The organism is Roseovarius sp. MBR-6 (assembly GCF_040547525.1).
Taxonomy (GTDB): domain Bacteria; phylum Pseudomonadota; class Alphaproteobacteria; order Rhodobacterales; family Rhodobacteraceae; genus Roseovarius.
In genome coordinates this window covers 14839-38771 of sequence record NZ_JBEPPW010000021.1, presented here as the reverse complement: position 1 = coordinate 38771, position 23933 = coordinate 14839, and the positions used below count along the sequence as shown (strand labels likewise).

Sequence of the window (23933 nt, the reverse complement as noted above, 5' to 3'; positions counted from 1 at the left end):
ACCGTGCTGCAACTCAGACGCCGTATACATGGCCGCAACCGAAATCATGCCAGCATCAACCGAAAATCTCTTGCCCCGCGGGAGCCATCCATACATGGTCCGAGTGAGCGGGCCGAACACCGCATCCATCGGCCTTCGCCCGGCGCGCGACTTGCGCGCCGCCTCCGGCTTGCGCCAGACCCGTTCCAGCACCGGGCGAAACTCTTCCCACGGCACCACGGCGTCGATCTCCACCAGCGGGGGTCACGCTTGGCATCAAGGCTCGCATGGCGGTCCGAAAGATCGAAGAAACCCATCTGCGCCATCGTCAAACCCCAAGCCATGGAACTTCCCGGCCATCATACTGCCGGGGGTCAGATCAGGGCAATTTTTCGAGGTGCCCGTTGACAACGGGTCCAAATTTCCGCGGCCACCTCTCCGCCACGATACCGACGCGGATTCCGGCCTCAGAACGGTGCCGGGGCGCGAAAGCGCATCCCGCGTCCGCCATCGGGGTGGCGCAGGCGCAATTCCTCCGAATGCAGCATCAGGCGCGGGTGATCGCGCGCGGCACCCGTGGCATAGAACGGATCGCCCAGGATCGGATGCCCGAGCGCCAGCATATGCACGCGCAGCTGATGGCTGCGCCCGGTCTTGGGGCTAAGTCGCACCCGGCTTTCCTTGTCGCCCGCACGCAGCACGCGCCAGTCGGTCTGCGCCGGACGCCCCGTCTTGTGGCACACCATCTGCCGGGGCCGGTTGGGCCAATCGACGATGAGCGGCAGATCGACCGTGCCCTGCCCCGGTTCGAGCCGCCCCGCGACCCGCGCCACATAGGTCTTTTGCACCTGCCGCTTTTCGAATTGCAGGCCAAGATGGCGCTGCGCATGGGGGGTGAGGGCAAAGACCATCACCCCCGATGTGTCGCGGTCAAGGCGGTGCACCAGAAGCGCGGTCGGAAATGCCTCCACAATACGGGCAAGCAGGCAATCGGCCAGATCCGGCCCCTTGCCCGGCACGCTGAGCAGGCCCGAGGGCTTGTTGACCACGATGATCTCGTGATCGTCATGCAGGATATCGAGCGGCGTGTCGGGTGGGGCGTATTCGGTCATGGGCGCGGGCATACACGATGGCCCGGGCGGGGACCATGCCGCGCGATGCCTCAGACGTGTTGCGCGCCGTTGATCTCGATCTCGGTGCCGGAGATGTAAGAGGACGGTTCGGTGCAGAGGAAATAGATCGTGTCGGCCACCTCGGACGGCTCGCCCAGACGCCGCATCGGGATGGCGTCGACCAGTTCCTCGGTGCCCGGTGACAAAATGTCGGTGCGGATCTCGCCCGGTGCGATGGCGTTGACGCGCACGCCGAGGGGGCCGAAATCATGCGCCATCTCGCGGGTCAGCGCGGCCAGCGCCGCCTTTGACGTGGCATAGGCCGCGCCCGCGAAGGGATGCACGCGCCCGCCCGCGATGGAGGTGACGTTGACGACCGCGCCGCGGGCCGCCGCCAACTCGTCCTTGAGGGAACGCGCCAGCACCACCGAGGCGAAGAAATTGACGTGGAACACCTGCCCCCAGGTGCGCAGGTCGGTGGTGAGCGTATCGAGCCGCTCGCCATTCGGCCCCTTGGGCGAGATGCCCGCATTGTTCACCAGCGCGTCGAGACGCTTGCCGATCATGCCCCGGATCACCTCGACCTTCTCGATCACGTCGCTGGGGCTGGCAAGGTCGATCTGGACATGGTTCAGCGCGCCGCCGCCCCAGGGACATTCCGCCGGGAAGGGGTGGCGCGAACAGGTGATCACGCGCCACCCCTCGGCATTGAAGCGGCGCACGGTGGCGTGCCCGATCCCCCGGCTTGCACCGGTCAGAAGCAATGTGCGCATGGTGTGATCCCTTCGATCTCTGCGAGTTCACCCTAACCTCGACAGCGCCAAGTTCAACGGCCCTTGGCAGCTTTGCGCGCAGCGGCTAACAAGAAACGCACCGTCCCGCCGGAGACACTGATGAAGGCCCGAGACATGAATCGCGACTGGATCGCCACCGCCCGCACCCTTTCCGAGGCTCTGCCCTTTCTGCAACGCTACACTGGTGCGATTGTCGTCATCAAGCTGGGCGGGCACGCCATGGGCAGCGACGCCGCGATGGAGGAATTTGCCCGCGACGTGGTGCTGATGCAGCAGGTGGGCGTCAATCCGGTGATCGTGCATGGCGGCGGGCCGATGATCAACGAGATGCTGGCGCGGCTCGACATCACATCAGAATTCGTGAACGGCAAGCGGGTGACCGATGCCGCGACGATGGACGTGGTCGAGATGGTGCTGTCGGGCACGGTCAACAAGCGCATCGTGGCGGCGATCAACGGGCAGGGCGGGCGCGCGGTGGGGCTGTCGGGCAAGGATGCGCGCCTCATAACCTGCACACCTGCGCATCCCGATCTGGGCCTTGTCGGCGAGCCGTCCGAGATCGACCCCAAGATCCTGCACACGCTTTTTGCCGCCGACATGATCCCGGTGATCGCCCCATTGGGCGCAGGGGCGCAGGGCGAGACCTACAACATCAACGGCGACACGGCATCGGGTGCGATTGCCGCCGCGCTCAAGGCCGACCGGCTGCTGTTGCTCACCGATATCGACGGGGTGCGCGATGCGTCAGGCCAAGTCGTGACCGAACTGACGCCCGAGCAGATCCGGCAAATGACACGCGAGGGCGTGATCGCGGGCGGCATGATCCCCAAGACCGAGACCGCGCTTGCGGCCATTGACGGCGGGGTGCGCGCGGTGGTCATTCTTGATGGGCGCGCGCCCAATGCGACGCTGCTGGAGCTCTTCACCGAGCACGGCGCGGGCTCGCTCATCCGGGGCAATGCCGCGCCCTGGGTCAAGCGCGCGCCGGGCTGAGAGGGTGCGCGCGCCCGACCTCGCCACGATCGAGCGGGCCGCGCAGGCCCATCACCTTGGCGTGTTCGGCGCGCTGCGGCTGGGGCCGGAGGAGGTGGCGGGGATGCAGAGCCTCGTTCTGCTCGGCCCGCAGGAGCCGGGATTCTGGGACCATTTCACCCAAACATCTGAATACCTTGACGGCGCGCGCGACCCGATGAACCGCTGGTCGGACCGCGTGATCGGCGCGCTGGCCGATACGCTCGGGGGGCGGGCGCTTTTCCCGTTTGGTGGCCCGCCCTGGCAGCCCTTTACCGATTGGGCGCGGCGGTCGGGGCGGGCCTGGCCGTCACCTGTGGGCCTTCTTGTGCATGATGTGGCGGGGCTGATGGTCTCCTATCGGGGGGCGCTCGCCTTTGCTCATGCGCTCGATCTGCCGCCCGCGATGCCCGCGCCCTGTGAGACCTGTGCCGGGCAGCCCTGCCGTTCGGCCTGTCCGGTGGGGGCGCTCGACCCCGGTGCCTATGACGTGCCCGCGTGCAAGGCCGATCTCGACCGCCCCGGCAATGACTGCCGCGCGCGCGGCTGTGCGGTGCGGCGTGCCTGTCCGATCAGTCGGGGTTACGGTCGCACAGAGGCGCAATCGGCCTTTCACATGGGGTATTTCCAGTGAAACGCCTGATCCTGATGCGCCATGCCAAATCCGACTGGGGCACGCCCGGCCTGCCTGATCACGCGCGCCCGCTGAACAAGCGCGGGCGGCGCTCGGCCTCGGCGCTTGGCGACTGGCTCCGGGCGGAGGGGCTGGTGCCGGGGGAAATCCTCTGCTCCACCGCCACCCGCACGCAGGAGACCTGCGCGCGCCTTGACCTGCCGCTTGCGCCGCGCCTGCTCGACTGTCTTTACATGGCCGAGGCGGCGGACATGCTGGCCGCCTTGCGCGCGGCCCGTGCCGATACCGTTCTGATGATCGGCCACAATCCCGGCATCGCCGAATTGGCCGCGCGCCTTGTCGGCGCGCCGCCCGATCATCCGCGCTTTGACGACTACCCGACCGGGGCCACTCTGGTGGCCGAGTTCGACATCGCGGACTGGCAAGATTTGCAAGAGGGCACGGGCCGCGCCGCGCGCTTCGTGATCCCGCGCGAACTGTTGAACGAGGCATGACGGCACCGGTTTTCATCGGCTCCGAGATCTATCGCGGATCCAGCTACGGGGCGCGTCATCCGCTCTCGATCCCGCGCGTGCCAACGGTGATCGATCTGTGCCGTGCGCTCGGCTGGCTTCCCGACGCGCAATATCTCAACAGCCCCCGCGCGCGGCCCGAGGCGCTTTTGGCCTTTCACACCCCCGACTATATCGCCGCCTTGCAGCGCGCCGAGACCGAGGGGCGCGTGACCGAGGCCACCCGCGCGCGCCACCATCTCGGCACGCTCTCCAACCCGGTCTTTCCCGAGATGTTCCGTCGCCCCGCCACCGCCGCGGGCGGCTCGATCCTGGCCGCCGACCTGCTGGCGCGGGGCGGCGCGATCTATAATCCCGGCGGTGGCACGCATCACGGCATGGCCGATCACGCGGGCGGCTTTTGCTATCTCAACGATCCCGTGCTGGCGATCAAGGCGCTGCTGGCGCAGGGGCTGACCCGCATCGCCTATGTCGATATCGACGCGCATCATTGCGACGGGGTGGCGGCGGCCTTTCATGGCGAGAGCCGCGTGTTGATGATCTCGACCCATGAGGCGGGGCGTTGGCCCTTTACCGGCGGGCTGGAGGATCGTGCGGGCGGGCAGGCGATCAACCTGCCGCTGCCGCGCGGGACCAATGACAGCGGCTTTGCCATGGCGCTGCACGAGGTGATCCTGCCTGCGGTGCAGGCGCTGCGCGCGCAGGCGATCGTGCTGCAATGCGGGGCGGATGCCGTGACCGAGGATCCGCTCTCGCGTCTGTGCCTGTCGAACAACGCCCATTGGCAGGCGGTTGCGCTGCTGCGTCCGCTCAGCCCGCGATTTCTGGTGTTGGGGGGGGGCGGCTACAACCCCTGGACGGTGGGGCGTGTCTGGGCCGGGGTCTGGGCCACGCTCAACGGGTTTGAGATCCCCGAGCGCCTGCCCGAGCGCGCCCGCGCGATCCTCGCCGCGCTGACATGGCCGCGCCGCCCGGCGATCCCACCAGATACGCTTGTCGATACGTTGCGCGACGCGCCGCGTGAAGGCGCGGTGGACGACCCTTTGCGCGCGGCCATCGCGCATCTGCGCGCGCGTGGCCGTGCCTGGCTCTGAGCATGCGCTTGTGTCCGGGCGTCGCGGATGCGGCAAGGCCCCGCCACGGATGCGCGATGCCCTGCCGGAACATGGGCCTTGTCCAAACTTGGCAGCCGGTGATTGCCCCACGCGGGGTGCGGGGGTAGGGTGGCCACATACACAGACCTGTGAAGGAGCCACCGATGTCGCGTCCTCTCGTTTTTTCCGGCCTTGTTCTTCTCCTGAGCGCGCAGCCGGGTGCCACGCAGGAGGTCAAATACCGCACCGTCTCGGGCGCGGTGGAATACCTTCAGCGCATTGCCCTGCCGCCCGAGGCCGATCTGCATGTGGCGGTCGAGGGGCGGTTTGGGGCCATCTTGGGCGAAACACAGGTCAAGGCGGGGGGCCAGCAGGTGCCGCTGCCCTTTACGCTCACCGTTCCGTCGGGGTTGCGCGGCGATCTGGCGGCGGTGATTCGCCTTGACGGCGCGCCGCGCTGGATCGTGCAGGATGTGGCCATCGCCGCCGGGGCCGATCCGGTCGATCTGGGCAATATCCGGGTCGAGCCGGTGACACCGCTGGCCTTTGTCACCGCGATAAGCTGTGAGGAGCAGGATGTGGAGGTGGGTATTCTAGGCGAGGAAATGGTGTTGCGCGCCGATGGCCGCGATATCCCGTTGCGAGAGGCTGTTGCGGCCTCCGGGGCGCGCTATGTCGGCGTGAGTGATCCCGAAACCGAGGTCTGGTCCAAGGGGGATGCCTTCACGATCAAGATTGCGGGGCGCGATCTGACCGAGTGTCGCGCCGTGCAGCCGCCCGAGCGCCGCCCCTATCGGGCACGCGGGATCGAGCCGGGCTGGCATGTGGACCTCGGCGAGGAACAGGTGGAGATCGTCGCCGATTATGGCGAGCTGCGGCGCGAGGCCGCGCGCCCTGCGGTCGGGGTTCTGCCGGGTGCCTATCTGTTCGACATGCCCGAGGCCGGGGCAAGCCTTCGGATCGAGGAAGAGCTCTGCCGTGATGCGGCGACGGGGATGCCCTATCCCGACACGACAACGCTTTTGCTGGGCGACCGGGTGCTTGACGGCTGCGGTGGCGAGCCGCGCGATTTGCTGACCGGGGCGACATGGCAGGTCACGGCCCTTGGCGGCGAGGAACCGCAAGAGGCGGAGCGCGTGTCGCTCACCTTCCTCGCGCCTGCGCGCGTGGCCGGCAGCACCGGCTGCAACCGGTTTGTCGGTGGGTTCACGCTGACGGGCGAGGGGCTTGAGTTCGGCGCGCTCGGCTCGACGCTGATGGCCTGTCCCGACACGCTGATGGCACAGGAGCGGGCGATGCTCGACGCGCTTGAACAGGTGCGCCGGTTCGACATCGGAGCGGATGGTGCGCTTTTGCTGATGGGCGGGCCGCGCGACGAGGTGTTGATCGAGGCGGCGCGCTGAGCGGCGTGGTTCAGGCGGGCGGCAGGTCGAAATCCGGCAGCCCGTCAAGCGCGTCCTTGAGGGCTTCCCCCCATCGGTCGGCGATGTCGCGGTAATAGACGTCCTCGGCCTCGATCCGGCCCTGCAAGCCGGAGCGCAGGCTGTTGGCCCGATAGAAATGGTAATCGAATGGCGCGCCGACCGATAGATTGGCCTTGAGCGTCGAATCGAAGCTGACCAGCAAAAGCTTCATCGCGGCGGCAAAGCCCATGTCCGGATCATAGGCGCGCACAAGGATCGGGCGGCCGTATTTCGTCTCGCCGATCTGGAAAAACGGCGTGTCGTCGCTGGCCTCGACGAAATTGCCCTCAGGGTAGATGAGGAACAGGCGCGGCGGGCCGCCCGCGATCTGGCCGCCGAGGATGAGCGTAGCCCGAAAGGCGCTGTCGGCCTCCTGTCCGGCCTGACGATGGGTGGCGATGACCTCGCGCAGCGTGTCGGCCACCAGCCGCGCTGCCTGAAACATCGAGGGCACACCGAGCAGCGTGGGCACACGATCGTCATGGGCCTTGGTGCGCTCGTCCAGAAGGCTCACGACCGCCTGTGTCGTGGCAAGGTTGCCCGAGGACAGCAGCGTGATCACCCGGTCGCCCGGCGCTTCCCAGACGGTCATCTTCTTGAAGGTCGAGATATTGTCGAGCCCGGCATTGGTGCGGGTATCGGACATGAACACAAGACCCCGCCGGAGCATCATGCCAACGCAATAGGTCATCTGGGCCTCACTGCTGCGAAACGTCGATCCGGACATCGAGCGCTTCGGCGGCGCCCCCGATCCGCATACCGGATACAGGCGCGGCGTCGGCATAGTCCAGCCCTGTTGCGACGCGCACATAGCGGGTGTCGGGGGCAATCCCGTTCGAGACGTCGTAGCCGACCCAGCCCAGCCCCTCGACATGGGCCTCCGCCCAGGCGTGCATGGCGTCCTGGCTGGTGCGGTCGTCCAGCATCAGATAGCCCGAGACATAGCGCGCCGGAATGTCCATGTGCCGCGCGCAGGCGATGAAGACATGGGCGTGATCCTGACAGACGCCGCGCCCCTCCGATATGGCATCCTCTGCGCCCCAGCCGGGATGCGAGGAGCCGACCTCATAGGCGATTGTGTCGCGGATATGCGACGAGAGCGCGTGCAGCCAGTCAAGCGTGGTCTCGCCCTGCACGCGGCGCACCGTCTCCCGGACCCCTGCGCCGGGCTGGGTGCGCGGCGTATGGGTGCGGTAGAGCCAGAGCGGCGCGGGCCCGCGATGACGCCCGACGATGCCGTGATTGTCCTCCAGCGCCACCCGCCCGCGCGAGACGACGGAAATCTCGGTCGTGTCGCGGTCAAAGCTGATAAGCTCGACCACGTTGTTGTGGTGATCCTCGAACCGGAGCTGCTTGGTGCCGCCCGTCACCTCGGTGGACCACTCAAGCACGCTCTGGTGCGGCGTGCTCTTGGGGATCTTGCGCACCTGTTGCAGGGCGTATGTCACCGGTGCCGCAAAGCGGTAGCGCGTGGTGTGGTGTATCTCAAGCTGCATGGGATCACTCATAAAATCGGAAATCGCGCTCTATCTGCGCCGCAACATCGCCAAGCGCCGAAAGCACGCTCTGGATGAATTCGTGCAGGCCATAATCGAAGATGGCCGATACGTCATGCGAGAGATACTGCGTCTTGAGATCGCGCACCATCCGAAGCGTGGGGCTGCGGCCCTCGGGGTCGAGATAGCGCAGGTTGTCCTCGATCTTGGAGACGCAGAACGCAAGGCTGCGCGGCATCCTCTTGTCGAGGACAAGGAAATGCACGATCTCGCGCGGGCCGCCACCTGCGCCATATTCCATTCGAAAGCCCCCCCGCCCCGAAACCGCGCGCAGGATGCTTTCCCAATGGACATTGTCGATCATCGTGCCGACCGCGTTGATTGACGGCAACAGCACGTAATATTTCACGTCGATGATCCGGGCGGTGTAATCGGCGCGCTCCAGAAAGGTGCCGATCCTCAGGAAATCGAAGATCTCGTTGCGCATCATCGTGCCGAGGATCATGCCGCGCACCAGCGCCGTGGCCTGCCGCATCCGTTGCAGGACCTCGGTCAGGTCGCGCTCGGCCACCTTGCGGGCAATGCTGGCATTCGCGCTCATGTAGGCGGCATTGATCGCCTCCCAGGCCTCTCCGGTGATGGCGGTGCGCACCAGCCGCGCGTTCTGTCGCGCGGCCTCGATGCAGGTGCGGATCGATGACGGGTTGTCGCGGTCGCGCAGCATCCAGTTGATTGCGGCCTCCTTGGTCACCTCCTCATGGGCATTCATGAAGTCCGGGTAGGATCCGGCGCTTTGCAGGATCGAGGCCCATTCGCGGGCATCGTCGTCGCCAAGACGGGTCAGCGCGATGCGCTGCCCGGTCTCGATCAGGCGGGCGGTATTTTCGGCCCGCTCCAGATAACGCGACATCCAGAAGAGGCCATTGGCGGTTTTTCCCAGCATCGCGCTCAATCCTCCAGAACCCAGGTGTCCTTGGTGCCCCCGCCCTGCGACGAGTTGACCACGAGCGAGCCCTTCTTGAGCGCTACCCGCGTAAGGCCGCCGGGGGTGACGTTGATGTTGCCGGGACTGACCAGAACATAGGGCCGCAGATCGACATGGCGCGGTGTCAGCCCCGCCCGCGAGAAGATCGGCACCGTCGAGAGGCTGAGCGTCGGTTGCGCGATGTAATTGCCGGGCCGCGCCTTGAGCTTGCGGCGGAAGGCGGCGATGTCCTTGCGGCTTGCGGTGGGGCCGATCAACATGCCGTAGCCGCCAGAGCCATGCACCTCCTTGACCACCAGATCCGCGAGATTGTCGAGCACATAGGCCAGAGCGTCGGCCTCCGAGCAGCGCCAGGTCTGCACGTTTTGCAGGATCGGGCGCTCGCCGGTATAGAATTCCACGATTTCGGGCATGTAGCTGTAAATCGCCTTGTCATCGGCGATGCCGGTGCCCGGCGCATTGGCGATGGTGATACCGCCCGCGCGGTAGACATCCATGATCCCCGGCACACCAAGCGTGCTGTCGGGGTTGAAATTGAGCGGGTCGAGGAAATCGTCATCCACCCGGCGATATAGCACGTCGATGGGCTTGTATCCCTTGGTCGTGCGCATGGCGACGCGGCCGTCGACCACCCGCAGATCGTGCCCCTCCACCAGCTCCACCCCCATCTGGTCGGCAAGGAAGGCGTGTTCGAAATAGGCCGAGTTGTAGATTCCCGGTGTCAGAACGGCGACCACCGGATCGCTTGCCGCGCAGCCCGGCGCGCAGGCGGCCAGCGAGCGGCGCAGGTCGAACGGGTAGGTCTGCACCGGCCGCACCCGGTTCTGCGAGAAGAGTTCCGGGAACATGCGCAGCATGGTTTCGCGGTTTTCCAGCATGTAGCTGACGCCCGAGGGCGTGCGGGCATTGTCCTCGAGCACGAAGAACTCGCCCGGCCCGGTGCGCACCAGATCGACGCCGACGATATGGGTATAGACGCCGCCCGGCGGCTCGACCCCGATCATATGGGGCAGAAAGGCATCGTTTCGGCGGATCATCTCTTCGGGGATGCGGCCCGCCTTCACGATCTCCTGCTTGTGGTAGATGTCGTGCAGAAAGGCGTTGATCGCGCGCACGCGCTGCTCGATCCCGCGCGAGAGCCGCGCCCATTCGGTGCCCGAGATGATGCGCGGGATGATGTCGAAGGGGATGAGCCGCTCTTCGGCCTCGGCCTTGCCATAGACGTTGAAGGTGATGCCCGTCAGGCGGAAAAGCTCCTCTGCCTCGCGCTGCTTGGCGCGCAGGCGTTTGGGGTCCTCGCGGCCGAACCAGTCGTGAAAGCCGCTGTAGGGCGCGCGCAGGCGCGCATCCGTGCCCCACATTTCGTCGAAGATTTCCGTTTCGCTCATGCGCACCCCCGTTTCTCTCCCCCGCAGCAAACGCGAGGCGGCAAAGCGCCTCCAGCGAGACATGCGCTTTGGTCCCCGCCGGGGCCGTCACCGCCCGGAAAACAAGCATACGCGCATGTTTTGCTGTTTTCCTAGGCTTTTTGACAGGTGCGTGACGGGCGGGCGCCTACGTCTTGAGAATTGCAGGCAGGTTCAGGCCATGTTCAACCGCGCACTCGCGGGCGATGTCGTAGCCCGCATCGGCGTGGCGCATCACGCCGGTGGCCGGGTCGTTCCAGAGCACCCGCTCGATGCGGCGGTCGGCATCTTCGGTGCCGTCGCAGCAGATCACCATGCCGGAATGCTGGCTGAACCCCATGCCGACGCCGCCGCCATGATGCAGGCTGACCCAGGTGGCACCCGAGGCGCAGTTGAGGAGCGCGTTGAGCAATGGCCAGTCGCTGACCGCGTCAGAGCCGTCAAGCATCGCCTCGGTCTCGCGGTTGGGGCTGGCGACCGAGCCGCTGTCGAGATGATCGCGCCCGATCACCACCGGGGCCTTCAACTCGCCATTGCGGACCATCTCGTTGATGGCAAGGCCCGCACGGTGCCGGTCGCCCAGCCCGATCCACATGATCCGCGCGGGCAGACCCTGAAAGGCGATGCGTTCGCGCGCCATGTCGAGCCAGGTGTGCAGATGCGCGTTGTCGGGGAAAAGTTCCTTCATGCGCGCGTCGGTCTTGTAGATATCCTCCGGGTCGCCCGAGAGCGCGCACCAACGGAACGGCCCGACGCCCCGGCAAAAGAGCGGGCGGATATAGGCGGGCACGAAACCGGGGAAGGCAAAGGCGTTTTCCAGCCCCTCCTCCTGGGCCACCTGCCGGATGTTGTTGCCGTAATCGAGCGTCGGCACGCCTGCGTTCCAGAAATCCACCATGGCGGCGACATGGGTCTTCATGCTGGCGCGCGCGGCGGCCTCGACGGCCTTGGGGTCGCTCTCCTGTTTGGCGCGCCACTCCGCCACGCTCCAGCCCAGGGGCAGGTAGCCGTGGATCGGATCATGCGCGCTGGTCTGGTCGGTGACGATATCGGGGCGCGGGCCTCCCGCCTTCATCCGGCGCACCAGTTCGGGAAACACCTCTGCTGCGTTGCCGATGAGGGCCACGGATTTCGCCTCGCCCGCCTTGCACCAACCGTCGATCATGGCCAGCGCCTCGTCGAGGTCATGGGCCTTGGCGTCGCAATAGCGGGTGCGGATACGGAAATCGGCGCGCGTCTCGTCGCATTCCACGGCCAGACAGCAGGCCCCGGCCATGACGGCGGCCAGGGGCTGCGCGCCGCCCATGCCGCCAAGCCCTGCGGTCAGGATCCAGCGCCCGCGCAGATCGCCGTCGTAATGCTGGCGGCCCGCCTCGGCGAAGGTCTCGAACGTGCCCTGAACGATGCCCTGCGTGCCGATATAGATCCAGCTTCCGGCGGTCATCTGGCCATACATGGCCAGCCCCTTTTTATCCAACTCGTTGAAATGATCCCAGGTCGCCCAATGCGGCACGAGGTTGGAGTTGGCGATCAGCACGCGCGGCGCATCGGCATGGGTGCGGAACACACCCACCGGCTTGCCCGATTGCACAAGCAGCGTCTCGTCGGCCTCGAGCGCGCGCAAGGCGTCGCAGATGCGGTCGAAATCCTCCCATGTGCGCGCCGCCCGCCCGATGCCGCCATAAACCACAAGCTCGTGCGGGTTCTCGGCCACGTCGGGGTGGAGGTTGTTCATCAGCATCCGCAGCGGTGCCTCGGTCAGCCAGCTTTTGGCGGTGATCTCGGTGCCCGTGGCGGGATAGACATCGCGGAGATTGTGACGGGGATCGGTCATGGTCAGCCTCTCAGGTCGGGGGCCAGCGCGGCCAGTTTGTGCAGGATCTCGGCCAGGACGGGGCGCAGCGTGGCGGCGCGGTCCGGGTCATAGGCGAAGGGCGGGGATTCGCTGGCGAGATGGGTGGATTGCGCCAGTTCCATCTGGATCGCGTGGATATTCGCGGCGGGGCGGCCATAGTGGCGGGTGCACCAGCCGCCCTTGAACCGGCCATCGCGCACGGTGGTCCGACCCGTCGCCAGGCAGGCGGCTTCGACCGCCGCCGCGATGCGCGCGTCGCAACTCGTGCCCTCCGCCGTGCCGATGTTGAAATCGGGCAAGGTGCCCTCGAAGAGGAACGGGATGCGCGAGCGGATCGAGTGGCAGTCATATAGGATCGCCACGCCGTGCCTTGCGCGCACCCGCTCCAGTTCCGCCGCAAGCGCGGCATGATAGGGGGCGTGATACGCAACCCGCCGCGCCTCGATCTCTGCCGCGTCGGGGGGTGTATCCCAGATCGGCGCGCCGTCGAAATCGGTCAGCGGCACAAGGCCGGTGGTGTTCAGGCCGGGATAGAGGCTTGATCCTTCGGGCGGGCGGTTGGCGTCGATCACGTAGCGATGGAAGGTGGCGCGCACGGTCGTGGCCCCCGGCAGCAAGCCATCATAGAGCCGGTCCACATGCCAATCGGTATCGGCCAGCATCCGCCCCCGTGCATTGAGGCGGGCGGCAATATCGGGCGGCACATCGGTGCCGACATGCGGCAGGCCGAGCACGACGGGGCTGTCGCCTTGGCTCACCATCACCGGGGTCATGGGTGCACGCCCTCTACCCCTGCCGCCGCAATGAACGCGCCGGAGCGGATCATGCCTGCGGCGCGGTCCAGATCGGGGGCGAGGTAGCGGTCAGGCCCGAGTGCCGCCACCTCTGCGCGCAACGCGGCAATCGCCGCTTGCAGGCGCGGCGAGGTTGTCAGCGGCGCGCGAAACTCGATGCCCTGCGCGGCGCAAATCGCCTCGACCCCGAGGATGACCGAAAGGTTGCGCACCATAGGCCCCAACCGCCGCGCGCCATGGGCGGCCATGCTGACATGATCCTCCTGATTGGCGGAGGTGGGCGTCGAATCGGTGGAACAGGGATTGGCCAGATGCTTGTTCTCGCTCATCAGCGCGGCGGTGGTTACTTCGGCGATCATCAGCCCGGAATTGAGCCCCGGCGCGGGGGTGAGGAAGGGGGGCAGGTCATGGTTCAGCGTCGGGTCGACCATCAGCGCCACGCGCCTCTGGGCAATCGCCCCGATCTCGGCCAGCGCCAGCGCGATGATGTCGGCGGCGAAGGCCACCGGTTCGGCATGGAAATTGCCGCCCGAGACGATACGCCCCGGCCCGAGGACAAGCGGATTGTCCGTCACGGCATTGGCTTCGATTTCCAGTGTGCGCCCCGCCTGCCGCAGCAGGTCCAGTGCTGCGCCCGCCACCTGCGGCTGGCAGCGGATGCAATAGGGATCCTGCACGCGGGCGTCATCGTCGCGGTGGCTCTCGCGGATCACCGATCCCTCCATCAGCGCGCGCATCTCGCGGGCCACCTCGATCTGGCCGGCATGGCCGCGCAGCGCGTGGATTTCGGGCTGCAAGGGCGCGGTCGAACCCATGATCGCGTCGGTGGACAGGGACGCCGTAACCATCGACGCGAGCGCGCAGCGCCAGCCGTCGAAAAGGCCGGTGAGCGCCAGCGCGGTGGAAAACTGCGTGCCGTTGATGAGCGCGAGCCCCTCCTTGGGGCCGAGCACCACGGGCGCGAGGCCCGCGCGCGCCAGCGCCTCGGCACCGGGCAGGCGCGCGCCCGCCACCACCGCCTCGCCCGCGCCGATCATCACGGCGGCCATATGCGCCAGCGGGGCCAGATCGCCCGAGGCCCCGACCGAGCCCTGGCACGGCACCACGGGCACCACGCCCGCCGCCAGCATATCCTCGATCAGCGCGACGATCTCCCACCGCACGCCCGAAGCCCCGCGCCCGAGACTCAGCAGTTTGAGCGCCATCATCAGCCGCGTGGCGGCGGGATCGAGCGCCTCGCCCACGCCGCAGCAATGCGACAGGATCAGGTTGCGTTGCAGCGCCTCGGTATCCTCGGGCGCGATCTTGACCGAGGCGAGCTTGCCGAAGCCGGTATTGACGCCATAGACGGCCTCGGTGCCGCGCGCGGCCTCGGCGATGAGCGCGGCAGACGCCTCGACCGCGCCGCGCGCGCCGGGGTCGAGCCGGGCAGGCATCCCCTCGCGCCAGAGCGTTTCAAGCTGCGCGAGCGTGGTCGCGCCGGGGGTCAGCGTCAGGGTCATTCGGAACCTCCGAAAATGCGGGCGTGAAGGGGATTGAAGCCGATGCGCCAGGACAGTTCCGCCGGATTGGTGACGTTCCAGACCACCAGATCGGCGCGCAGCCCCGGCGCGATGCGCCCGCAATCGTCAAGGCCAAGGGCGCGGGCGGCATGGGTGGTGACCCCGCGCAGCGCCTCTTCCGGCGTCAGGCCGAAGAGCGTGCAGCCCATGTTCATGGTCAGAAGCAGCGAGGTCACCGGCGAGGTGCCGGGGTTGCAATCGGTGGCCAGCGCCATGGGGACATGATGCGCGCGGAACGCCGCGACAGGCGGCAGTTGCGTTTCGCGCAACGTATAGAAGGCACCGGGCAAAAGCACCGCCACCGTGCCTGAGGCGGCCATCAGCGCGGCATCCTCTGCGGTGGCGTATTCGACGTGATCGGCCGAGAGCGCACCATAGCGCGCGGCGAGCGCGGTGCCGCCTTGGTGGCTCAACTGCTCGGCATGGAGTTTGACCGGCAGGCCGAGGGTGCGCGCGAGGTCGAAAACGCGGGCGATCTGCGCGACATCGAAGGCGATCCCCTCGCAGAACCCGTCCACCGCGTCGACCAGACCTTCGGCATGGGCGGCGCGCAGGGTGGGCAGGCAGACCTCGTCGATATAGGCATCTGCGCGCCCCTTGTAGTCGGGCGGGCAGGCATGGGCGGCAAGGTATGTGGTGCGCACGCGGACCGGGCGCACTTGCGCAAGGCGGCGCGCGGCGCGCAGCATCCGAAGTTCGGTTTCCCGCTCAAGTCCGTAGCCCGATTTCACCTCGACCGTGGTCATCCCTTCGGCAAGGAGCGCGTCGAGCCGGGGCAGGGCCTGCGCGATCAGCGTCTCCTCGGTGGCGGCGCGGGTGGCGGCGACGGTCGACAGGATCCCGCCGCCCGCATGGGCGATGTCTTCATAGCTTGCGCCCTGGAGGCGCATTTCGAACTCCTGCGCGCGGTCACCGGCAAAGACGATATGGGTGTGGCAGTCGATGAGTGCAGGCGTGACGAGCCGCCCGCCCATATCGAGGCGGGAGGCAAGGGCGTGCTCGGCGGGCAGGTCCTGTTCGGGGCCGACCCAGAGGATGCGGGCGTGGTCATGCACGAGCGCGCCCGCCTCGATCAACCCGTAACCGGGGCTGTCGAGCGTGGCGATGCGGGCGTTGTTCAGAACTTCGATGGCCATTCGTCCCTCATGCACGACTCGGGCTTGTCAACTCTCTTGTTATCTGTAATATGTATGCACATAATATCTCTGTCAACCGGTAATGAGCGGGGCAAGGCATGACGGTTCTCTGGGCGGATCAGGCGCTGTTGCCGGATGGATGGGCGCGCGGCGTGCGGGTCGAAATCGACGACGACGGGCGCATAGCCGGGGTCGCGCGCGACGCGTCCCCCGAGGGCGAGCGTCACGCGATCCTGCTGCCCGCGCCCGCCAACCTGCACAGCCACGCCTTTCAGCGCGCCATGGCGGGGCTCACTGAGCGGCGCGGCCCCGATCCGCGTGATACCTTCTGGACATGGCGGCAGCTCATGTTCCGGTTTCTCGACCGGTTGACGCCCGAGGACGTGGAGGCCATCGCCGCCTTCGTGCAGATGGAGATGCTGGAGGCCGGCTATGCCTGCAACGTGGAGTTTCACTATCTGCACCACGCGCCGGGCGGGGTGCCCTATGCCGATCTGGCCGAGATGTCGGCGCGCATCGCGGCGGCGGCGGCGACCACCGGCATCGGCCTGACGCTTCTGCCGGTGCATTATCAGTTCGGCGGCTGCGATCGCCGCGCGCTTGGCCCCGGACAGGCGCGATTCGGCACCGATCCGGACGGATTTGCGCGGTTGCATGAGGCGGCGGGCGCGGCGATTGCGCATCTGCCTGTCGACACGGCCCTTGGCGTTGCCCCCCACAGCCTGCGCGCGGTCAGCCCCGAGGGGTTGCGCGCGGTGACGGCGCTGGGTGCCGGACCCATTCACATGCACCTTGCCGAACAGGTGGCCGAGGTCGAGGAGGTACAGGCGGCATGGGGCGCGCGCCCGGTGGAGTGGCTTCTGGCCAATGTGCAGGTCGATCCGCGCTTGTGCCTCATTCATTGCACGCAGATGCAGCCCCAGGAGACCCGCGCGCTGGCCGCGACCGGGGCGGTGGCAGGGCTGTGCCCGATCACCGAAAGCTCGCTGGGCGATGGAATTTTCGACGGGGTGCGCTGGTGCGAGGCGGGCGGGCGGTTCGGGATCGGCTCGGACAGCAATATCCGCATCGCGCTGTCGGAGGAGTTGCGCACGCTGGATTATTCGCAGCGGCTGCGGGACCGGACGCGCGCGGCACTGGCGCGACCCGAGGCCTCGACCGGGCGGGTTCTCTATGACGCGGCGTGTCGGGGCGGGGCGCAGGCGGCGGGGCGCGCGGCCGGGGCGATTGCGCCGGGTCTCTGGGCCGATCTGCTGGCGCTTGACGGCGCGGCGGTTGACCTTGCGGGCCGCAGCGGCGACACCTTGCTCGACAGTTGGATTTTCGCGGGCGATGACCGGATGGTAAGGGATGTGTGGGCGGCGGGCCGCCACCTTGTGCGCGCGGGGCGCCATCATGCGCAGGGTGCGATCCGCGCGGGCTATGCCGCCACGCTGCGCCGCCTGCGCGATGCGCTCTGAGCATGGCTCAGGCGCTCACATCCTGGCGGGCGGTGGCCGACGAGGTGCTTGCCCGTATCCGCCGCCGGGACTGGGCACCGGGCGACCTGATTCCCAACGAGGTCGATCTGGCGGGCGAGATGGGATGCGCGCGCACCACGGTGAACCGTGCGCTGCGCCATCTGGCCGAGGCGGGCTATCTGGAACGGCGGCGCAAGGCGGGCACGTGCGTGGCGCTCAACCCGGTGCGCCGCGCGACGCTGCGCATCCCCGTCATCCGCGAGGAGGTCGAGGCGCGCGGCGCACATTACGATCATGCGCTGATCCTGCGCGAAGAGGGCACGCCGCCGCTCGCGGTGCGGAGCCTGTTGCACCTGCCGCCTGATCGCAGGCTCTTGCATGTCGTGGCGCTGCACCTTGCCGACGGCGCGCCCTACGCGCATGAGGATCGCTGGGTGGACACCGAAACCGTGCCGGATTTTGCCGCGCTCGACCTTTCGCAGCAGAGTGCCAATGCCTGGCTGGTGCAAAATGTGCCCTACACGCGCGGCGCGCTCGCGCTCTCTGCGATGGCGGCGGACCCGGAGACGGCTGAGGCGCTTGGCTGCGCGCCCGGTGCGGCGCTCTTCACGCTGGAGCGCACCACCTGGAAAGCGGCTCTGCCGATCACCTGGGTGCGCCTTGCCTACCCGCCGGGTCACCGGCTTACCACCGATCTATGAGATGGCGGCAACTCCGATCGGAATTCCCGTAGCCCCCTGAACCGAAGATCGGGCGCGCCGTCGGGCCGCAGCCCCTCTGGGGGCCTGCTTGCAAATCGCGTGCCGCAAGGCGATTGTCTTGCCATGGAAAACGAACCCAATCGCCCCCGTCTTCGGATCAGGATCGTCTTTGGCGACCACGAGATGATCGGCCCCGGCAAGGCCGAGCTGCTGGAACGCATCGACCGCTGCGGGTCCATCGCCGCCGCGGGGCGCGAGATGGGGATGAGCTACAAGCGGGCATGGGAGCTGGTCGGCACGCTGAATGCGATGTTCCGCGACCCGGTGGTGGAAAGCACGCGGGGCGGTCCTGGCGGCGGGGGCGCGGTGCTGACCGAGGCGGGGCGCATCGTCCTGAACCACTATCGCGGCTTCGAAGCCGAGGCCGCAGACGCCGGTGCCGGGCGGCTCAGGGCCATGCAGGCGCTGCTCAGGGATATTCCCAAGGAAAAATAACGGTTGACTGGTCAGGTCGTTTTTGACGATATGTTTCGAGAAACATATCCCAGGAGTGCTGCCCATGCCGCTGGTCTTCAACCGCCGGTCCGTCCTTGCCGCTGTGGCGGCCATTGGCCTTGCGATGGGCCCTGCGCTGGCACAGGACGATGCGCCTGTGATTGCCGCCGCCTCTGACCTGCAATTCGCGGTCGCCGAGATTGCCGAGGCTTTCGCCGCCGACACCGGCATGAAGGTGCGGCTTTCGATGGGCTCAACGGGGAACTTCGCCCGCCAGATCCGTGAAGGCGCGCCGTTCCAGATCTTCATGGCGGCGGACGAGAAATTCATCGCCGACCTGCATGCCGAAGGGCTGACCCGCGACGAGGGCGACCTCTATGCCATTGGCCGGGTCGTCATCATGGTGCCGCACGGATCGACCCTGACGCCGGATGCCGAGTTGGATAATCTGGCCGGGATGCTGGCGGCGGGGCAGATCACCCGCTTTGCCATCGCCAACCCCGATCACGCGCCCTACGGGATGCGAGCGCGCGAGGCGCTGATCACCAAAGGCATCTGGGACGATCTGCAACCGGTGATCGTGCTGGGCGAGAATGTCAGCCAAGCCGCACAATTCGCACTTTCGGGCAATGCCGAGGGCGGCATCATCGCCTATTCTCTGGCTCTCGCGCCCGAGGTCTCGCCGAAAGGCACCTACGCGCTGATCCCGGCGGACTGGCATGAACCCTTGCGTCAGCGCATGGCGCTGCTGAAGGATGCAGGCCCCGTGGCCGAGGCCTTCTATGCCTATATGAAGGAACCGGCGGCGCGCGCGATCATGGAGCGTTACGGCTTCGTTCTGCCCAAGGGCGAATAGCGCATGGACTGGACGGCGCTCTGGCTGTCGCTGCGGCTGGCGGGATGGACGGTGGCCATCCTGTTGCCGGTCTCCATCGTGATGGGCCGGGTCCTCGCCTATCGCCAGTTCCGCGCCAAGGGGCTGATCGAGGCGCTGGTGATGCTGCCCCTGGTGCTGCCGCCCACGGTGTTCGGCTTCTACCTGCTGGTGGCCTTCGGGCGTGGCTCGGTGGTGGGCGATCTGTGGCAGGACCTCTTCGGTCATCAATTGGTGTTCAGTTTCGAGGGATTGGTTGTGGCCTCCATCATCTTCAACCTGCCCTTTGCCATTCAGCCCGCGCAGCGCGGGTTCGAGGCGATCCCGGTCGAGGTGCGCGAGGCGGCAAGCTGTTGCGGGATGTCGCCTGCGCGCAGCCTGTGGAAGGTTGAGTTGCCGCTCGCCTGGCCGGGGCTGATGACGGCGATGGTTCTGACCTTTGCGCATACGTTGGGCGAATTCGGCATCGTGCTGATGGTGGGCGGCTCGATCCCCGGCGAGACCAGGACCATTGCCATTTCCATCTATGACCGGGTGCAGGGCTTTGACGACCGGGGGGCCGCGATCATGTCGGGGGTGCTGGTGGCGATCTCGCTCTTCACCATCGCGGTGACATTCTGGCTGTCGTCCCGTGTCGGGCGGAGGCTCGGCTGATGGCGCTGGAGGTCATGGCGCGGGCGGCCGCGCCCATCCCGCTCGACGTGGCCTTCCGGGTGGAACCGGGCGAGTTGCTGGCGCTGGTCGGCCATTCAGGATCGGGCAAGACAACGCTGCTGCGAACCATCGCGGGGCTGTGGCGACCGGAGGTGGCGCGCGTGACCGTGGACGGGACGGCCTGGCTCGACACGGCAACGCGGGTGAACCTGCCCAGCCATCGCCGCCGGGTGGGCATCGTGTTCCAGAACTATGCACTTTTCCCGCACATGACCGCCGCCCGGAACGTGATGGCCGCCATGGACGCGCCCGAGGCGGGCGAGGCGGAACGGCTTCTTGATCTGGTCAATCTGCACGGCCTGTCGGACCGCACGCCGGCGCAACTGTCGGGCGGCCAGCAACAACGGGTGGCCGTGGCCCGTGCGCTCGCCCGCCGCCCGCAGGCCCTGCTTCTGGACGAGCCGTTCTCGGCGGTGGACCGCGTCACGCGCGAGAAACTGTATAGCGAGATCATCGCGCTCCGCGCCCATCTCAAAATGCCCGTGGTCCTTGTGACCCATGACGTGAACGAGGCGCAGTTGCTCGCCGACCGGATGGTGGTGATTTCGGCGGGTCAGGTCGTGCGGACCGGCACCACGGCGCAGGTGATGGCCGACCCGGACGCCTTGCGCGCCATGGGCATCCGCGAGGTGGCCGCCATGCTCCCCGCCACCGTGGCCGAGCACCTGCCCGACGGTCTGACCCGGCTCGATGCGCCGACCGGGCCGCTGTTTTTGCCGACGGTCGAGGGCGCGCCGGGAACCCGCGTGTGCGTGCGGATCATGGCGCATGAGGTGATCCTGTCGCGGGCCCGCCCCGAAGGGCTGTCGGCGCAGAACATCATCGCCGGGACAGTGGTGCGGATCGTGCCCGGTGGCGGGCCGGGCGTGATGGTCCATATCGCGGTAGGCGATCACGAGATCCTCGCCCGCATCACCCGCCGTGCCGCAGAGCAGTTGGGCCTGCACCCCGGCGACACGGTTCATGCCATCCTCAAATCCATGTCCGTCGCCCGCGATCACGTTGCCCGCGCTCGCAATGATGACAGGTCAGCACAGCGGGCCGCACAGTGACACGCCGGGCACGCCCTGCGCTTTCTCTCGGGATCGGGGCCGCTGTCGGACTGGCGGGCGGTCTGATCGGGTTGTGGGCATCACTTTATGGTGCCGAATCCTTGAACGATCATGGCGGGTTGAGTGTTGCAAAAACGCCCGCCCGTCACGCCGGAGGCGTGCCGATTAAAAGTGGCGCACCTTTGGTGCGACGGGCGGTCGGGCGATGCGCGGCGGCGCGTTCCGCGTCTTGATTCCGCGCAAGGGGACTGCGCCTTGACTGTTCGCTCAAGGCCATGAACGTTCCCCGTCGGCATCAGGCACGTTGTGTCAGGTGTCGAACGCCAGGGTCATGGGGCCGTTGCCGACGTCGTGACGCGTGCCTGTTTTCATCTGCCGCTTCCAGTGCCGGATGCCGTCAGCGCTGTCGGGACGGCGCGGTCGCACCACGCGGGAGGTTGAGGGGCCTCAGCCGCTCTGGCGCGACGGTTGCAACAGTGCCTTGCGCATCATCATATGCACGCCCTTTTCGCGGTTGACCGTTTGGGTGATCCGCAGATCACCCGCCAGGGAGCAGAGCATGTAAGCCTCGGCCCGGGTAATGCCCGCGCGCGCGCAGACCCGCGCAATCATCCGGCGCAGGGCAATCTCGACGCAGGTGTCGAGGTCGGGATGCATGCCCATGGTGATCAGGTGGGTGGGGGTTTCGGCCTCGGGGTAGTCCATATCCAGATCGCGCCGGACCGTCAGGCGGAACCTGCCCTGCAGGGCGGTTTCGATCGCGGTGACGCAGACCTCGCCATCGCCCTGCGCGCCGTGGCCGTCGCCGCAGGAAAACAGCGCGCCCTCCACCAGCACCGGCAGAAAGAGCGTGCTGCCCGCGACCAGCTCCTTGTTGTCAAGGTTCCCGCCATGCGCGCGCGGCTCGATGGTGGAAATGCGCCCCCATGCGCGCGGCGGTGCCACCGCCATGACGCCAAAGAAGGGGGTCAGCGGCAGTGTCAGGCCCCAGGGCAACAGGGCGGTGTTGGCCCTGGCATCGATCTTGGTGATCATCCGATGCGTTTCGGGGAAATCCTTCGGCAGCGTCCCGGCCAGCGGACGGATGAACGTATAGCCCCAGTCCTGCCGAAGCGCGACATCCAGAACGTCGATCTGCAACACGTCACCGGGCCGCGCGCCCTCGACCGCGACCGGTCCGCTCAGGATATGGCCGGGCATGGCGGGAACACCGCCGGCGTGGATGGCCAGAAGTTCCGGCGGAACGTGAAATCCCGCGCCGGGCAGCGCAGTCGGCCCGCCAGAGACCGTGTCGATCGTGATCTCGTCACCGCTGGCGATCGTGGCAACGGGGGGCAGAGACGCGTCGAAATAGCCCCAGTGGCAGGTTTCGGGTCCGGCGGTTACATGCATGTTCCTGATCCTTGCGCGTGATATCTGTCAGTCCCTGTTGATCATATGGGAGGCGTTGGGGCGGCCCGCCGCGATCCACCCTGTCGAAGATCATCAGAGAGAACCGGTTGCCCACCACACAGGCGATAGACGGGTGCGTGACCCGGAGCAAGAGCGCGCGAGGGTGGACCGATGACGAGGTGCAGGCTGAAACCAAGGCGCGGCATGAAGCCCACCGGCTGTCTGCGTCGTTCGGCCGAAACCCGGGCGCGCCGCGATGTGTCCGCCTCCATCCCGGTCAGGCCGCACGTGATTTGCACGAGCAGGCCTTGTGGGGTATCCTCGCCGGATAGCCGAACGTGGGGTATGCGCCATCACCGACAAGAGCCGCCATGTGGACCGGGTTCTGGAACAGTCCCAATCCGTCTCTGCCCCGGCACGGTCGCGGGTTGTGGCATCGTGGCGGCGCTCGATGGTGCAGCACGGGCTGGACCCGGCCGAGCGGCGCGCGCCCGAGCGGGTGGGTGAGGCCGAGTTGCGGCAGCGTCAGGCGGGGCTGGAGCAGTTCCTTCAAGTGGCGGCGCCGAAGCTCGATCAGCTTTTCGGTCTGCTGGGACATTCGGGCTGCGCCGTGCTCTTGACCGATGCCGAGGGCGTGGTGCTCGATCAGCGCTGCGCGCAGGGCGACGCCGCCATTTTTCAGGATTGGGGGTTGTGGCAGGGGGCCGACTGGTCCGAGGCCGCCGAGGGCACCAACGGGATCGGCACCTGCATCGCCGAGGACCGCCGCGTCATCATCCACCGCGACGAGCACTTCCTCGCGCGCAACACAGCGATGAGCTGCATGGATGCGCCGATCTACGGGGCCGACGGGCGGATCATCGCGGCGCTCGATGTCTCCTCCGCGCGCTCGGACCAGACCGAGGCGTTCAACCGGCTCATTGGCGCGATGGTGGCGCAGACCGCGCGGCAGATCGAGGCCGACAATTTCCGTGCCGCCTATCCGCGCGCCCGCATCCTCTATGCCGACCACGACGACAGCGAGGCGGCGATGCTCTTGGCCGTCGACGGCGACGATATCGTCGTGGGGGCCACCCGTGCGGCGCGCAAGGCGTTCGGGCTGGGGCAGGCGGCGGCGATCCGCCCGGTGCCCGCAAGCGACATTTTCGGCAGAGAGGACGGGCCGCGCGGCTTCGAGAAGGCCGAACGTGCGGCGGTGATTCGGGCGCTGGCGCGCGCGGATGGCAACGTGTCCGGGGCCGCGCGGGCGCTCGGGATCGGGCGCGCGACGCTCTATCGGCGGATGAAACGGCTGGGTCTCAACGAAAGCACCGGCAATCTGTCTCAGGACTGAGACAGGTGCGCCCGCCCGTCGCCCTTGCATGGGCTGACGGGGGGCGTGGCATGGCGCAGGGTATCCCCATTCCCGGCGG

The 23933-nt window shown here is 67.4% G+C and carries 23 protein-coding genes and 1 pseudogene; 12 read left to right on the top strand and 12 right to left on the bottom strand.

Annotated features, from left to right (window positions below):
• Nucleotides 1-117: 117 nt before the first annotated feature.
• From ABIE57_RS17965 to ABIE57_RS17955, 3 genes and pseudogenes are all read right to left on the bottom strand, one after another.
• Nucleotides 118-305: pseudogene (locus ABIE57_RS17965) on the bottom strand (IS5/IS1182 family transposase); the annotation flags it as partial.
• A gap of 141 nt (nucleotides 306-446) precedes the next feature.
• A complete protein-coding gene (locus ABIE57_RS17960; protein ID WP_354540412.1) occupies nucleotides 447-1091 on the bottom strand; it encodes an RluA family pseudouridine synthase in 645 nt (214 codons plus the stop codon).
• Between the two features lie 50 nt (nucleotides 1092-1141).
• On the bottom strand, nucleotides 1142-1864 hold the full coding sequence (locus ABIE57_RS17955) for an SDR family oxidoreductase (protein WP_354540411.1): 723 nt from the start codon (nucleotides 1862-1864) through the stop codon (nucleotides 1142-1144).
• A 120-nt stretch (nucleotides 1865-1984) separates the two neighbouring features.
• Here ABIE57_RS17955 and argB point away from each other — a divergent pair, with 120 nt between their 5' ends.
• The 5 genes from argB to ABIE57_RS17930 all read left to right on the top strand — a co-directional run bounded on the left by argB (nucleotide 1985) and on the right by ABIE57_RS17930 (nucleotide 6539).
• Nucleotides 1985-2878: an acetylglutamate kinase gene (gene argB / locus ABIE57_RS17950; RefSeq protein ID WP_354540410.1), complete on the top strand. Its 894-nt coding sequence runs from the start codon at nucleotides 1985-1987 to the stop codon at nucleotides 2876-2878.
• Nucleotides 2879-2882: 4 nt separating this feature from the next.
• Entirely contained in the window at nucleotides 2883-3530 is a 648-nt protein-coding gene (locus ABIE57_RS17945; protein ID WP_354540409.1) for a ferredoxin, read from the top strand.
• Nucleotides 3527-4024 carry a SixA phosphatase family protein gene (locus tag ABIE57_RS17940; protein ID WP_354540408.1) on the top strand — a complete coding sequence of 166 codons (498 nt, stop codon included), beginning with the start codon at nucleotides 3527-3529 and terminating at the stop codon, nucleotides 4022-4024. Before ABIE57_RS17945 ends, ABIE57_RS17940 begins: the two co-directional genes overlap by 4 nt.
• Entirely contained in the window at nucleotides 4021-5136 is a 1116-nt protein-coding gene (locus tag ABIE57_RS17935; protein WP_354540407.1) for an acetoin utilization protein AcuC, read from the top strand. The genes ABIE57_RS17940 and ABIE57_RS17935 overlap by 4 nt, the downstream gene beginning before the upstream one ends.
• A gap of 164 nt (nucleotides 5137-5300) precedes the next feature.
• Entirely contained in the window at nucleotides 5301-6539 is a 1239-nt protein-coding gene (locus ABIE57_RS17930; protein WP_354540406.1) for an META domain-containing protein, read from the top strand.
• Nucleotides 6540-6549: 10 nt separating this feature from the next.
• Here ABIE57_RS17930 and ABIE57_RS17925 read toward each other — a convergent pair whose 3' ends face one another.
• The 8 genes from ABIE57_RS17925 to hutI all read right to left on the bottom strand — a co-directional run bounded on the left by ABIE57_RS17925 (nucleotide 6550) and on the right by hutI (nucleotide 15833).
• Nucleotides 6550-7290, bottom strand: a complete 741-nt coding sequence (locus ABIE57_RS17925) for a proteasome-type protease (protein WP_354540405.1) — start codon at nucleotides 7288-7290, stop codon at nucleotides 6550-6552.
• A 7-nt stretch (nucleotides 7291-7297) separates the two neighbouring features.
• On the bottom strand, nucleotides 7298-8095 hold the full coding sequence (locus tag ABIE57_RS17920) for a transglutaminase family protein (RefSeq protein WP_354540404.1): 798 nt from the start codon (nucleotides 8093-8095) through the stop codon (nucleotides 7298-7300).
• Nucleotides 8096-8099: 4 nt separating this feature from the next.
• Complete coding sequence (locus ABIE57_RS17915; protein ID WP_354540403.1) at nucleotides 8100-9038, bottom strand: alpha-E domain-containing protein; 939 nt, start codon at nucleotides 9036-9038, stop codon at nucleotides 8100-8102.
• A gap of 5 nt (nucleotides 9039-9043) precedes the next feature.
• The gene (locus ABIE57_RS17910; protein ID WP_354540402.1) at nucleotides 9044-10468 is read right to left on the bottom strand and encodes a circularly permuted type 2 ATP-grasp protein; all 1425 of its coding nucleotides are present in this window, start codon (nucleotides 10466-10468) and stop codon (nucleotides 9044-9046) included.
• A 166-nt stretch (nucleotides 10469-10634) separates the two neighbouring features.
• On the bottom strand, nucleotides 10635-12320 hold the full coding sequence (gene hutU / locus ABIE57_RS17905) for a urocanate hydratase (RefSeq protein WP_354540401.1): 1686 nt from the start codon (nucleotides 12318-12320) through the stop codon (nucleotides 10635-10637).
• 2 nt (nucleotides 12321-12322) lie between these two features.
• The gene (gene hutG / locus ABIE57_RS17900) at nucleotides 12323-13114 is read right to left on the bottom strand and encodes an N-formylglutamate deformylase (RefSeq protein ID WP_354540400.1); all 792 of its coding nucleotides are present in this window, start codon (nucleotides 13112-13114) and stop codon (nucleotides 12323-12325) included.
• Entirely contained in the window at nucleotides 13111-14637 is a 1527-nt protein-coding gene (gene hutH, locus ABIE57_RS17895; RefSeq protein WP_354540399.1) for a histidine ammonia-lyase, read from the bottom strand. The genes hutG and hutH overlap by 4 nt, the downstream gene beginning before the upstream one ends.
• Complete coding sequence (gene hutI / locus ABIE57_RS17890; RefSeq protein ID WP_354540398.1) at nucleotides 14634-15833, bottom strand: imidazolonepropionase; 1200 nt, start codon at nucleotides 15831-15833, stop codon at nucleotides 14634-14636. The genes hutH and hutI overlap by 4 nt, the downstream gene beginning before the upstream one ends.
• 98 nt (nucleotides 15834-15931) lie before the next feature.
• Here hutI and ABIE57_RS17885 point away from each other — a divergent pair, with 98 nt between their 5' ends.
• The 6 genes from ABIE57_RS17885 (at nucleotide 15932) to modC (ending at nucleotide 21129) form a co-directional block, all read left to right on the top strand.
• Nucleotides 15932-17293 carry a formimidoylglutamate deiminase gene (locus ABIE57_RS17885; RefSeq protein WP_354540397.1) on the top strand — a complete coding sequence of 454 codons (1362 nt, stop codon included), beginning with the start codon at nucleotides 15932-15934 and terminating at the stop codon, nucleotides 17291-17293.
• 2 nt (nucleotides 17294-17295) lie between these two features.
• Nucleotides 17296-17994 carry a histidine utilization transcriptional repressor HutC gene (gene hutC / locus ABIE57_RS17880; protein ID WP_354540395.1) on the top strand — a complete coding sequence of 233 codons (699 nt, stop codon included), beginning with the start codon at nucleotides 17296-17298 and terminating at the stop codon, nucleotides 17992-17994.
• A gap of 123 nt (nucleotides 17995-18117) precedes the next feature.
• Nucleotides 18118-18489, top strand: coding sequence for a winged helix-turn-helix domain-containing protein (locus tag ABIE57_RS17875; RefSeq protein WP_354540394.1), 372 nt, complete (start codon nucleotides 18118-18120; stop codon nucleotides 18487-18489).
• Nucleotides 18490-18553: 64 nt separating this feature from the next.
• Nucleotides 18554-19345, top strand: coding sequence for a molybdate ABC transporter substrate-binding protein (gene modA / locus ABIE57_RS17870; protein ID WP_354540393.1), 792 nt, complete (start codon nucleotides 18554-18556; stop codon nucleotides 19343-19345).
• 3 nt (nucleotides 19346-19348) lie between these two features.
• Nucleotides 19349-20017 (top strand): molybdate ABC transporter permease subunit, encoded by a 669-nt coding sequence (gene modB, locus ABIE57_RS17865; protein ID WP_354540392.1) that lies wholly within the window; start codon nucleotides 19349-19351, stop codon nucleotides 20015-20017.
• Entirely contained in the window at nucleotides 20017-21129 is a 1113-nt protein-coding gene (gene modC / locus ABIE57_RS17860; RefSeq protein WP_354540391.1) for a molybdenum ABC transporter ATP-binding protein, read from the top strand. The genes modB and modC overlap by 1 nt, the downstream gene beginning before the upstream one ends.
• A 447-nt stretch (nucleotides 21130-21576) precedes the next feature.
• Here the strand turns inward: modC and ABIE57_RS17855 are convergent, their stop codons facing one another.
• Nucleotides 21577-22521 carry an acetamidase/formamidase family protein gene (locus tag ABIE57_RS17855; RefSeq protein WP_354540390.1) on the bottom strand — a complete coding sequence of 315 codons (945 nt, stop codon included), beginning with the start codon at nucleotides 22519-22521 and terminating at the stop codon, nucleotides 21577-21579.
• A gap of 373 nt (nucleotides 22522-22894) precedes the next feature.
• Here ABIE57_RS17855 and ABIE57_RS17850 point away from each other — a divergent pair, with 373 nt between their 5' ends.
• Nucleotides 22895-23854 (top strand): GAF domain-containing protein, encoded by a 960-nt coding sequence (locus ABIE57_RS17850; RefSeq protein WP_502950141.1) that lies wholly within the window; start codon nucleotides 22895-22897, stop codon nucleotides 23852-23854.
• The last annotated feature ends 79 nt before the right edge of the window (nucleotides 23855-23933 follow it).

Excerpts from the sequence above, each read along its gene's own strand:
- ABIE57_RS17855 (WP_354540390.1), bottom strand. The coding sequence starts at position 22,521 with ATGCATGTAACCGCCGGACCCGAAACCTGCCACTGGGGCTATTTCGAC.
- ABIE57_RS17930 (WP_354540406.1), top strand. The coding sequence starts at position 5,301 with ATGTCGCGTCCTCTCGTTTTTTCCGGCCTTGTTCTTCTCCTGAGCGCG.
- ABIE57_RS17935 (WP_354540407.1), top strand. The coding sequence starts at position 4,021 with ATGACGGCACCGGTTTTCATCGGCTCCGAGATCTATCGCGGATCCAGC.
- modA (WP_354540393.1), top strand. The coding sequence starts at position 18,554 with ATGCCGCTGGTCTTCAACCGCCGGTCCGTCCTTGCCGCTGTGGCGGCC.
- argB (WP_354540410.1), top strand. The coding sequence starts at position 1,985 with ATGAAGGCCCGAGACATGAATCGCGACTGGATCGCCACCGCCCGCACC.
- ABIE57_RS17955 (WP_354540411.1), bottom strand. The coding sequence starts at position 1,864 with ATGCGCACATTGCTTCTGACCGGTGCAAGCCGGGGGATCGGGCACGCC.
- ABIE57_RS17885 (WP_354540397.1), top strand. The coding sequence starts at position 15,932 with ATGACGGTTCTCTGGGCGGATCAGGCGCTGTTGCCGGATGGATGGGCG.
- modB (WP_354540392.1), top strand. The coding sequence starts at position 19,349 with ATGGACTGGACGGCGCTCTGGCTGTCGCTGCGGCTGGCGGGATGGACG.
- hutC (WP_354540395.1), top strand. The coding sequence starts at position 17,296 with ATGGCTCAGGCGCTCACATCCTGGCGGGCGGTGGCCGACGAGGTGCTT.
- hutU (WP_354540401.1), bottom strand. The coding sequence starts at position 12,320 with ATGACCGATCCCCGTCACAATCTCCGCGATGTCTATCCCGCCACGGGC.
- modC (WP_354540391.1), top strand. The coding sequence starts at position 20,017 with ATGGCGCTGGAGGTCATGGCGCGGGCGGCCGCGCCCATCCCGCTCGAC.
- ABIE57_RS17920 (WP_354540404.1), bottom strand. The coding sequence starts at position 8,095 with ATGCAGCTTGAGATACACCACACCACGCGCTACCGCTTTGCGGCACCG.
- ABIE57_RS17910 (WP_354540402.1), bottom strand. The coding sequence starts at position 10,468 with ATGAGCGAAACGGAAATCTTCGACGAAATGTGGGGCACGGATGCGCGC.
- ABIE57_RS17875 (WP_354540394.1), top strand. The coding sequence starts at position 18,118 with ATGGAAAACGAACCCAATCGCCCCCGTCTTCGGATCAGGATCGTCTTT.
- hutH (WP_354540399.1), bottom strand. The coding sequence starts at position 14,637 with ATGACCCTGACGCTGACCCCCGGCGCGACCACGCTCGCGCAGCTTGAA.
- hutI (WP_354540398.1), bottom strand. The coding sequence starts at position 15,833 with ATGGCCATCGAAGTTCTGAACAACGCCCGCATCGCCACGCTCGACAGC.
- ABIE57_RS17925 (WP_354540405.1), bottom strand. The coding sequence starts at position 7,290 with ATGACCTATTGCGTTGGCATGATGCTCCGGCGGGGTCTTGTGTTCATG.
- ABIE57_RS17915 (WP_354540403.1), bottom strand. The coding sequence starts at position 9,038 with ATGCTGGGAAAAACCGCCAATGGCCTCTTCTGGATGTCGCGTTATCTG.
- hutG (WP_354540400.1), bottom strand. The coding sequence starts at position 13,114 with ATGACCCCGGTGATGGTGAGCCAAGGCGACAGCCCCGTCGTGCTCGGC.
- ABIE57_RS17960 (WP_354540412.1), bottom strand. The coding sequence starts at position 1,091 with ATGACCGAATACGCCCCACCCGACACGCCGCTCGATATCCTGCATGAC.